The organism is Streptomyces sp. NPDC087422, assembly GCF_044744145.1.
Classification (GTDB): Bacteria; Actinomycetota; Actinomycetes; order Streptomycetales; family Streptomycetaceae; genus Actinacidiphila.
On the sequence record NZ_JBIUXT010000016.1, the window covers coordinates 173209 to 182439 of the forward strand.

7 protein-coding genes are annotated in these 9231 nt (G+C 72.1%); 3 read left to right on the plus strand and 4 right to left on the minus strand.

The genetic code is table 11. From position 1 onward, the window contains the following. Window positions 1-4: 4 nt before the first annotated feature. From ACIO6U_RS34005 to ACIO6U_RS34015, 3 genes are all read right to left on the minus strand, one after another. Window positions 5-1720: a phospho-sugar mutase gene (locus ACIO6U_RS34005; RefSeq protein ID WP_401725027.1), complete on the minus strand. Its 1716-nt coding sequence runs from the start codon at window positions 1718-1720 to the stop codon at window positions 5-7. A gap of 156 nt (window positions 1721-1876) precedes the next feature. Continuing rightward, the gene (locus ACIO6U_RS34010) at window positions 1877-2692 is read right to left on the minus strand and encodes a purine-nucleoside phosphorylase (protein ID WP_391050561.1); all 816 of its coding nucleotides are present in this window, start codon (window positions 2690-2692) and stop codon (window positions 1877-1879) included. 854 nt (window positions 2693-3546) lie between these two features. Continuing rightward, window positions 3547-3984, minus strand: a complete 438-nt coding sequence (locus tag ACIO6U_RS34015) for a gamma-glutamylcyclotransferase (RefSeq protein WP_355350335.1) — start codon at window positions 3982-3984, stop codon at window positions 3547-3549. A 130-nt stretch (window positions 3985-4114) separates the two neighbouring features. Between ACIO6U_RS34015 and ACIO6U_RS34020 the strand changes: the two genes are divergently transcribed. Both ACIO6U_RS34020 and ACIO6U_RS34025 read left to right on the plus strand, forming a co-directional pair. Beyond that, a complete protein-coding gene (locus ACIO6U_RS34020) occupies window positions 4115-5572 on the plus strand; it encodes an NAD(P)H-quinone dehydrogenase (protein ID WP_355350338.1) in 1458 nt (485 codons plus the stop codon). Window positions 5573-5714: 142 nt separating this feature from the next. Continuing rightward, window positions 5715-6668 carry a DeoR family transcriptional regulator gene (locus ACIO6U_RS34025; protein WP_391050564.1) on the plus strand — a complete coding sequence of 318 codons (954 nt, stop codon included), beginning with the start codon at window positions 5715-5717 and terminating at the stop codon, window positions 6666-6668. Window positions 6669-6707: 39 nt separating this feature from the next. Here ACIO6U_RS34025 and ACIO6U_RS34030 read toward each other — a convergent pair whose 3' ends face one another. Further along, window positions 6708-7319 (minus strand): helix-turn-helix domain-containing protein, encoded by a 612-nt coding sequence (locus ACIO6U_RS34030; protein ID WP_355350344.1) that lies wholly within the window; start codon window positions 7317-7319, stop codon window positions 6708-6710. Window positions 7320-7539: 220 nt separating this feature from the next. On the opposite strand from ACIO6U_RS34030, the gene ACIO6U_RS34035 reads away from it, so the two are divergent. Next, complete coding sequence (locus tag ACIO6U_RS34035) at window positions 7540-8973, plus strand: DHA2 family efflux MFS transporter permease subunit (protein WP_391163285.1); 1434 nt, start codon at window positions 7540-7542, stop codon at window positions 8971-8973. Window positions 8974-9231: the final 258 nt, after the last annotated feature.

Sequence of the window (9231 nt, forward strand, 5' to 3'; positions counted from 1 at the left end):
GCCGTCAAATAGCCGCCGCCGACGCCACATCCGCCTTCAGCGCGGCCATCACCTCGTCGGCCGTACGCCGCGCCGCGCCCAGATCGGCGGCCGAGGCGACCGGCACCACGACCTCCAGGTAGCACTTCAGCTTCGGCTCGGTCCCGCTCGGCCGGACGACCACCCGCGCCGACTCGACGGTCCCGGCGCCCGCCAGGTGGTAGCGCAGCCCGTCCGTCGGCGGCAACTGCTCGCTGCCCTCGGCCAGATCGTCCGCCGACGTCACCGCGAGGCCCGCGAGCGCGGCCGGCGGCCGATCGCGCAGCCGGGCCATCGCGTCCGCGATCAGCGAGAGGTCGGCGACCCGCGCCGAGAGCTGGTCGGTGGCGTGCAGACCGTGGTCGAGCGCGATGTCGTCCAGCAGGTCGGTGAGCGTGCGCGAGTGCTGCTTGAGGGTCGCGGCCAGCTCGGCGATCAGCAGCGCCGCCGTGATGCCGTCCTTGTCGCGTACGCCCTCCGGGTCGACGCAGTAGCCCAGCGCCTCCTCGTACCCGTACCGCAGGCCCTCGACGCGGGCGATCCACTTGAAGCCGGTCAGCGTGTCCCGGTACGCCAGGCCCGCGCCCGCCGCGATCCTCGACAGCAGCGACGACGAGACGATGCTCGCCGCGAACGTGTCGCGCCCGGCCACAGCCGCGCCCGTACGCACCAGGTGCACCGCGAGCAGCGCGCCCAACTCGTCGCCGCGCAGCGTCCGCCAGCCCGCGGGGGAGTCGCGGTCCGGTACGGCGACGGCGCAGCGGTCGGCGTCCGGGTCGTTGGCGATCACGATGTCGGGGCCGACGGACTGGGCGCACTTGAACGCCAGGTCCATCGCCCCCGGCTCCTCCGGGTTCGGGAAGGCCACGGTGGGGAAGTCCGGGTCGGGCTCGGCCTGTTCGGACACGGGCGTCGGCGCGGGGAAACCGGCGCGGGAGAAGGCCGCCATCAGCGTCCGCAGGCCCACCCCGTGCATCGGCGTGTAGACCACCGACACATCGCGCGCGCCGCCCTCGGCGACCACGCCCGCCGCGCGGGCCAGATACGCCTCCACCACGTCGGGGCCGAGCACCCGCCAACCGCCCGCCGCCAGCGGCACATCGGCCAGCGCGCCCACCGCGGCGATCCGTTCGGCGATCTCCGCGTCGGCCGGGGGCACGATCTGCGAGCCGTCGCCCAGATAGACCTTGTAGCCGTTGTCCTGCGGCGGATTGTGGCTCGCGGTCACCATCACCCCGGCCGCGGCGCCCAAGTGCCTGATGGCGTAGGCCAGTACGGGCGTCGGCAGCGGCGAGGGCAGCAGCGCGGCGCGCAGCCCGGCGCCGACCATCACGGCCACGGTGTCGCGCGCGAAGTCGTACGACTTGTGCCGGGCGTCGTAGCCGACCACGACCAGGGCGTCCTCGGCGCGCTCCCCGAGATACGCGGCCAGGCCCGCGGCGGCCCTGATCACCACCGCGCGGTTCATCCGCATCGGCCCGGCGCCCAGCTCGCCGCGCAGGCCCGCGGTGCCGAACTGGAGCGTGCCGCTGAAACGGTCCGCCAGATCCGCGAGCGCCTGCGCGCCGCCCGGGTCGTCCGGGCCCGCCTGCGCGGCCTCCAGGACGCCCGCCAGCTCCGCGCGGGTGTCCGGGTCCGGGTCCTCCGCCAGCCACTGGCGCGCGCGCTCCACCAGCTCACGCCCGCCGTTTCCGCCCGCCATGCCGCTCTCCGTTCCACGTGGGTCGGGCCGCCAGGGCCCGCCCCTCCAGCCGATGCCGCCGCGCGGGGCGGCAGGGCCGGTTTCCACCGGCAGGGTCAGTTTTACGTACTACCCCGCCCGTCCACCCGGCTTTACGCGCCCGCGGGCTCCACGTGCCTACAGACGTCCGAGGACGCGCCCGAGCAGCGAACCCATCCGGGTCGCGGACTCGCGGCCCGCCTCCAGCACTTCCTCGTGGTTGAGCGGCGCGCCCGTCATGCCCGCGGCCAGGTTCGTGACCAGCGAGATGCCCAGCACCTCGGCGCCGGCCTCGCGGGCCGCGATGGCCTCCAGCGTGGTCGACATCCCGACCAGGTCGCCGCCGATCGCCCGCACCATCCCGATCTCGGCCGGGGTCTCGTAGTGCGGCCCGGGAAGCTGGACGTAGACGCCCTCCTCCAGGGTCGGGTCGATCTCGCGGCACAGCGTCCGCAGCCGCGGCGAGTACAGGTCGGTGAGGTCGACGAAATTCGCGCCCACTATCGGCGAGGTCGCCGTCATGTTGATGTGGTCGCTGATCAGCACCGGCTGGCCCGGCAGGTAACCGGGGCGCAGGCCGCCGCAGCCGTTGGTGAGCACCACCGTCTTGCAGCCGGCCGCCACCGCCGTGCGCACTCCGTGCACGACGCTGGAGACGCCCCGGCCCTCGTACAGGTGCGTACGGCCCAGGAAGATCAGGGCGCGCACTCCGCCGATCCGCACGGAGCGGAGTTTGCCCGAGTGGCCCTCCACCGCCGGGGCCGGGAAGCCCGGCAGGTCGGTGATCGACAGCTCATAGTCCGCCACGCCCAGCTCGTCGGCCGCGGGCACCCAGCCCGAGCCCATCACCAGGGCGACGTCGTGGGTCTCGGCGCCGGTCAGCTCGCGCAGGCGGGCGGCGGCGGCGTCGGCCGCGGCGTAGGGGTCGGCATTCACAGAAGCGTTCACGCGCATGAGGGTAACCTGTCTCGGCCTACGCGCGTAGACGGTGCCCTGGGCTTACGAAGTGCGGCTCCTCCGGCAGGGCCCCGTTTTTGCCCGCCCGCCCACCCGTGCGGGTGTTTTCTTCGTCTGCGGGTGCCGCTTGTGCCTGGTCGGTGCCGGTCCGGGGTACCTCCTCGAAATCCGTATCACCTGGCCTTCGCGAATCCGGCACCCGGCCGTCAACGTATTTCTGCGGGGGCACCCCGCCCCGTCCCCTCCCGGTACGTCGGCGTCCGCCTGTCCGGTGGGGGTTGCCGGGGAAGGGGGTGGGTGGGTCAGGGCCCGTCCGCGTCCGCCTGTCCGGTGGGGGTGCCGGAGGGGGGTGGGTGGGTTCGGGTGCGTCGGCGTCCGCCTGCCGGTTGGGGGCGGCGAGGACGTGGGTGGGCTCGGGCACGTCGGCGTGTGCCTGTGCGCTGTGGCTGAGGGAGGTGTCAAAGACCGGTGGGGGCGCCCGGTTGTTCCTCCACCGTGGGAAATCGGCGGAGACTGCCTGACTCTGACACCTGTCCGCCTGCGGACCGTGTGAGGGGCCGTGCAGCCCCTTGGGTGGAGGACGCTCGGGGTGCCCTCATGGTCTTGGACACCCACCCCGGCAACCCCCACCGGACAGGCGGACGCCGACGGACCGGGAGGGGACGGGCCGGGGTGCCCCCGCAGAAATGCGGTGACAGGGAGGGCACCGGATACGCGGGGCCAGGTAGCCGCATTTCGAGGAGGTGCCCCGGACCGGCACCGACCAGGCACAGGCGGCACCCGCAGACGAAAAAGCACCCGCACGGGTGGGTGGGCGGGCAAAAAAGACACGGCCGGGAAAGGCCCAGGCGCTAGCAGGGCCTCTTGCGGAGGGACATGACGTAGTCATGCGGGGCCCCGGCAGACTCGGCGGCGTCAGCCAACTCACCGAGGTAGCGGGCAGAGGGCAGCCCGCCCTCGTAGTCGTTGAGCACGTAGAGCCACGAGGCGACCTCCCCGTCGAGCGTGTGAACGCGGACGGTGGCGCGCCGATAGAGACCGAGCGGCACACCCTCCCAGCGATCGAGCGACTCCTCATCGACGGGCGCGATGTCGTACAGCCCGACGAAGACCTGGCTGTCCTCGTCCTCCACGAGCGTGGCGAGCGCCCCCTCCCACCCCATCTGCTCGCCGCCGAAGGTGAGCCGCCAGCCGTCGAGCCAGCCGGTGCCGCGCAGGGGGGAGTGCGGGGCGCGGCGGGTCATCAGCCGCGCGTCGAGGTTGCTGGCGTAGGCGGCGTAGAGCGACATGACCACGAGAGTACGGGAGCACGCGCGGCGGACGGCCGCACGCCGTTTCGGGGTGTCCGGACGGCGGGCGACGGCGCCCGGATCGGACAAGCGTGCCCCCTGGCGGAGAACACTTGGCGCGTGCGGGACAATGGGGTACGTGACAAGGATCGTGATCATCGGAGGCGGACCCGGCGGCTACGAAGCTGCCCTGGTGGCGGCGCAGCTCGGCGCGGAGGTGACCGTCGTGGACTGCGACGGCCTGGGCGGGGCGTCGGTGCTGACCGACTGCGTACCGTCCAAGACCCTCATCGCCACCGCCGAGGTGATGACGACGTTCGATTCGTCGTACGAGGAACTCGGCATCATCGTCGCCGACGACACCCCGCCGCTGGAGCGCGCGGCGCGCGTCGTCGGGGTGGACCTGGGCAAGGTCAACCGACGCGTGAAGCGCCTGGCGCTCGCGCAGTCGCACGACATCACCGCGTCCGTGACGCGGGCCGGCGCCCGGGTGATGCGCGGGCGGGGGCGGCTCGACGGCTGTCAGACCGCCGCCGACGGCAGCCGCTGCGTGGTGGTCGAGGCCGCGGACGGCACGACCGAGCGGCTGACCGCAGACGCGGTGCTCGTGGCGACCGGCGCGCGCCCGCGCGAACTGGAGGACGCGCTGCCGGACGGCGAGCGCATCCTCAACTGGACGCAGGTCTACGACCTGGACGAGCTGCCCGAGGAACTGATCGTGGTCGGCTCCGGCGTGACCGGCGCGGAGTTCGCGGGCGCGTACCAGGCGCTCGGCTCCACGGTGACGCTCGTGTCGTCCCGCGACCGGGTGCTGCCCGGCGAGGACCCGGACGCCGCCGCCGTACTGGAGGACGTCTTCCGGCGCCGCGGCATGAACGTGATGGCCCGCTCCCGCGCCCAGTCCGTCAAGCGGATCGGCGACCGGGTCGAGGTCGCGCTGGCCGACGGCCGGGTGATCACGGGCACGCACTGCCTGATGGCGGTCGGCGCGATCCCGAACACCTCGGGCATGGGGCTGGAGGAGTCGGGCGTGAAGCTGACCGACTCCGGTCACATCTGGACCGACAAGGTGTCGCGGACGAGCGCGCCCGGCGTGTACGCGGCCGGCGACGTGACCGGGATCTTCGCGCTCGCGTCGGTCGCGGCCATGCAGGGCCGGATCGCGATGTACCACTTCCTCGGCGACGCGGTGGCCCCGCTCAACCTCAAGACGGTCTCCTCGAACGTCTTCACCGACCCGGAGATCGCCACCGTCGGCTACACGCAGGCCGACGTGGACAACAAGCGGATCGTGGCCAATGTCGTCAAGCTGCCGCTGCTGCGCAATCCGCGGGCCAAGATGCAGGGCATCAGGGACGGCTTCGTGAAGCTGTTCTGCCGTCCCGGCACGGGCATCGTGGTCGGGGGAGTGGTGGTCGCGCCCAAGGCCAGCGAGCTGATCCACCCCATCTCGATCGCCGTCGACAACAATCTGACGGTCGAGCAGATCGCCAGCGCCTTCACCGTGTACCCGTCGCTGTCCGGCTCGGTGGCCGAGGTGGCACGGCAGTTGCACACCCGCAAGGCGGCCGAGGCGGATCTGGGCTGACGGCCCCTCGCGTCATCCGGAAAGGCGCCGTTTGCGAACGCACGGTCGGCGTATAGCACTCGCCGGTCTCTTTTGTGCACGACTTCCGTCATCTGGTGCAAAGTGCTGAAAGCCGACGGACGTTGGCGTTACTGTCGGTTCCGTGTTCGCTGCAGAACGTCGCCAATTGATCCTCGAAATGGTGCGGGCGAACGGGGCGGTCTCGCTCCGTGAACTCGCCCGTGTCGTCCAGACCTCAGAAGTGACCGTGCGCCGGGACGTGCGGGCGTTGGAGGCCGAAGGACTGCTGGACCGCCGGCACGGCGGTGCGGTCCTGCCCGGTGGCTTCACCAGGGAGTCCGGTTTCCCGCAGAAATCCCATCTAGCGACCGCGGAGAAGTCGGCCATCGCCGAACTCGCCGCCGATCTCGTGGACGAGGGCGAGGCCATCGTCGTCGGCGCGGGGACCACCACGCAGGAGCTGGCCCGTCGGCTCGCGCGGGTGCCGGGACTGACCGTGGTCACCAACTCCCTGCTGGTGGCACAGGCGTTGGCGCACGCCAACCGGGTCGAGGTGGTGATGACCGGCGGCACGCTGCGCGGGTCGAACTACGGCCTGGTGGGCAGCGGCGCCGAGCAGTCCCTCCAGGGGCTGCGGGTCTCCCGCGCCTTCCTGTCCGGCGCGGGCCTGACCGCCGAACGCGGCCTGTCCACGTCCAACATGCTCTCCGCGAGCGTGGACCGGGCGCTGGTGCAGTCCGCCGCCGAGGTCGTCGTCCTCGCCGACCACACCAAGCTCGGCACCGACACGATGTTCCAGACCGTGCCCACCGACCTCATCACCCACCTGGTCACCGACGAGCCGCCCGGCGGCGACGAGCGGGCCGGTACCGAACTCCAGGCGCTCGCCGACCGCGGCGTGCAGATCACCGTGGCGCCGCTGACCGGCGCGGACGCCATCGCCGCCGGACGTCCGCGCCACGACCAGCCTTTGCCAGGACCCCGGCGGCCCCAGCCCCTGCGCAGCGCCCAGCCGCTGCCCGGTGGCGGCCCGTCGCTGGCCGGAGGCGGCGGCACCGAGCCCACCCCGCGGCTGGCGGACGTCCGCCGCCGCTAGGGCACCCCGCCCACCGGAGCTCCCCGCTGCCCGAGCTTCCTAGACCGGCTCCGCGGCCGTCTCCCTCACGGCCCTGCGGCCGGTGTCCTCCACGGCCCCGCGGCCGGTGTCCTGCCGGGTCCGCAGGCCGTCCAGGGTCAGCGTCATCAGGCGAACGAACAGCCCCGTGTCCTCCCGGTTGTTCTCCGCGGTCAGCACGATCGCGTTGATCAGCTTGAGCAGGTCGGACATGGTGGCGTCCGGCCTGATCTCGCCCGCGTCCTGCGCGCGCCGCAGCAGCGCCTCGCCCGACGAGCGCAGCAGCGCCTTGCACGCGGGCATCTTCGCGTCCGGCGCGGACATGATGGCCTTGGCGAGGCCGCGGTACGCGGTGGAGTGCACGGCGACCGCGTAGAGCCACTTGGTGAGCGCGTCGACCGGGTCCGGCTCCTCCAGCAGTTCTTGCGCGCGCGCGTTGAGCTTGACCAGCTCCCGCTCGAAGACGGCGTTCATCAGGGTGTAGCGGTCGGGGAAGTGGCGGTACAGCGTGCCGATGCCCACCCCGGCCTGCCGCGCGATGTCCTCCAGGGCGACGTCGGTGCCGTGCACGAAGAAGGCCTGGGCGGCCTCTTCCAGCAGCCGGTCGTAATTGCGCTGCGCGTCTGCCCGCATGGCGTCATGCCTCCTGAAGTGCCGGTCCTCACGGCTCGCCCGTACCCGCGGCGCGCCCACGTCCACGGCTGACCACGCCCACGCCACCCGTGCCCGCGGCTCGCCGGAACCCATCGTTCGTCAAAGTCCGACCAAAAGCGATTGTAGAACCGGAGGCTGTCTCCGTATAGTTAACGGAGGAACCCTCCGTTTATTGCTCTCCGCTGGAGGCTTACTCAGCATGTCCACACCCGCAGTGCGCGCGCTCTCCACCGCATCCCGCACTCCGTCCCCCGCCCGCGGGCGACCGTTCATCGCCCTCGTGGCCATCGTCGGCACGCAGCTCATGCTGCTGCTCGACGCCACCGTGGTGAATGTCGCCCTGCCGGGCATCGGCACCCATCTCGGCTTCTCGCCCACCGGCATGTCCTGGGTGCTGAACGTCTACACGCTCGCCTTCGGCGGCCTGCTGCTGCTCGGCAGCCGGATAGGCGACCTGATCGGCCGCCGCAGGGCGCTGATGTGGGGCGTCGGCGCCTTCACCCTCGCCTCCGTGGCCGGCGGCGTCGCCAACGACTCCACCACCCTGCTCATCGCCCGCGGCCTGCAAGGCGCCGCCGCCGCGCTGGCCGCGCCCAGCACCCTGGCGCTGATCGCCACCTCGTTCTCCGAGGGCTCGGAACGCAACCGCGCGCTGAGCGTCTTCTCCGCGATCTCCGGCGCCGGTTCCGCGATCGGCCTCACCGTCGGCGGCATGCTCACCGACTGGGGCTCCTGGCGCTGGGTCTTCTTCGTCAACGTCCCCGTGGGCCTGGCCATCGTGCTGCTCGCCCCGCGCTACATCAAGGAGACCGAGCGGCACCCCGGCGGCCGGTTCGACATCGCCGGCGCCCTGACCGGCACCCTCGGCATGGCCTCGCTGGTCTACGCCTTCATCCGCGTCGGCGAGAGCCACTGGACCGACTCCCGCGCCCTGACCAGCTTCGTCATCGCCGCCGCCCTGCTCGTGTCGTTCCTGATCAACGAGACCCGCGTCGAGCGCCCGCTGGTCGTGCTGCGGCTCTTCCTCAACCGCAACCGCGCGCTGGCGTACGGGATCATGCTGCTCGTCCCCGCCGGGATGTTCGGCGTGTTCTACTTCTCCACCCAGTACCTTCAGACGTATCTGCACTACAGCCCGCTGCGGACCGGCTTCGCCTTCCTGCCGCTGGCAGGACCGCTGTTCGTCGCCGCCCGCCTCGCCCCGCGCGCCCTCGCCCGCTTCGGCGCCAAGCGCGTCGCCGCCACCGGCGGTCTGTTCAACGTCGGCGGCACGGTCTGGCTCTCCACGCTCAACGCGTCCGACGGGTACGCGGGCGGCATCCTCGGCCCGCTGATCCTGATCGGTGTCGGCGTCGGCTTCACGATGATGCCGCTCAACACCTTCATCCTCTCCGGCGTCGAGCCGAAGGAGGCGGGCTCCGCGTCCGGGCTGCTCCAGACGATGCAGCAGGTCGGCGGCAGCCTCGGACTGTCCATCCTGGTCACGGTGTTCGGCACCGTCTCGCGCCACGCGCACAGCGAGCCGTTCATCCACGGCGCCACCGCCGCCTTCACCGCCGCCGCGGTCTTCACCGCCCTGTCCGTCGCCCTGGTCCTGGCGCTGCGCAGCCCGAAACCGGTGTCCCTGCGCTGACGGTGACCCGTTGACAGGGCTCTGCTGACCGTGTTGACGGTACGGAGCCGCGTGCGTGGACCGGCGCGCGAACGCCGGTGGGGCCGGTCGTCGTGACCGGCCCCACCGGCGTTTCGTACGTACGGCCGCTGCCGTACCGCCTTCGTGCGTGCTGTGGCGTCAGTCCTTGATTTCGCAGATGACGGCGCCGGAGGAGACGGAGGTGCCGACTTCGGCCTTGAGGCCGATGACGGTGCCCGACCGGTGGGCGTTCAGGGG

Excerpts from the sequence above, each read along its gene's own strand:
- ACIO6U_RS34015 (WP_355350335.1), bottom strand. The coding sequence starts at position 3,984 with ATGTCGCTCTACGCCGCCTACGCCAGCAACCTCGACGCGCGGCTGATG.
- ACIO6U_RS34010 (WP_391050561.1), bottom strand. The coding sequence starts at position 2,692 with ATGCGCGTGAACGCTTCTGTGAATGCCGACCCCTACGCCGCGGCCGAC.
- ACIO6U_RS34035 (WP_391163285.1), top strand. The coding sequence starts at position 7,540 with ATGTCCACACCCGCAGTGCGCGCGCTCTCCACCGCATCCCGCACTCCG.
- ACIO6U_RS34020 (WP_355350338.1), top strand. The coding sequence starts at position 4,115 with ATGGGGTACGTGACAAGGATCGTGATCATCGGAGGCGGACCCGGCGGC.
- ACIO6U_RS34005 (WP_401725027.1), bottom strand. The coding sequence starts at position 1,720 with ATGGCGGGCGGAAACGGCGGGCGTGAGCTGGTGGAGCGCGCGCGCCAG.
- ACIO6U_RS34030 (WP_355350344.1), bottom strand. The coding sequence starts at position 7,319 with ATGCGGGCAGACGCGCAGCGCAATTACGACCGGCTGCTGGAAGAGGCC.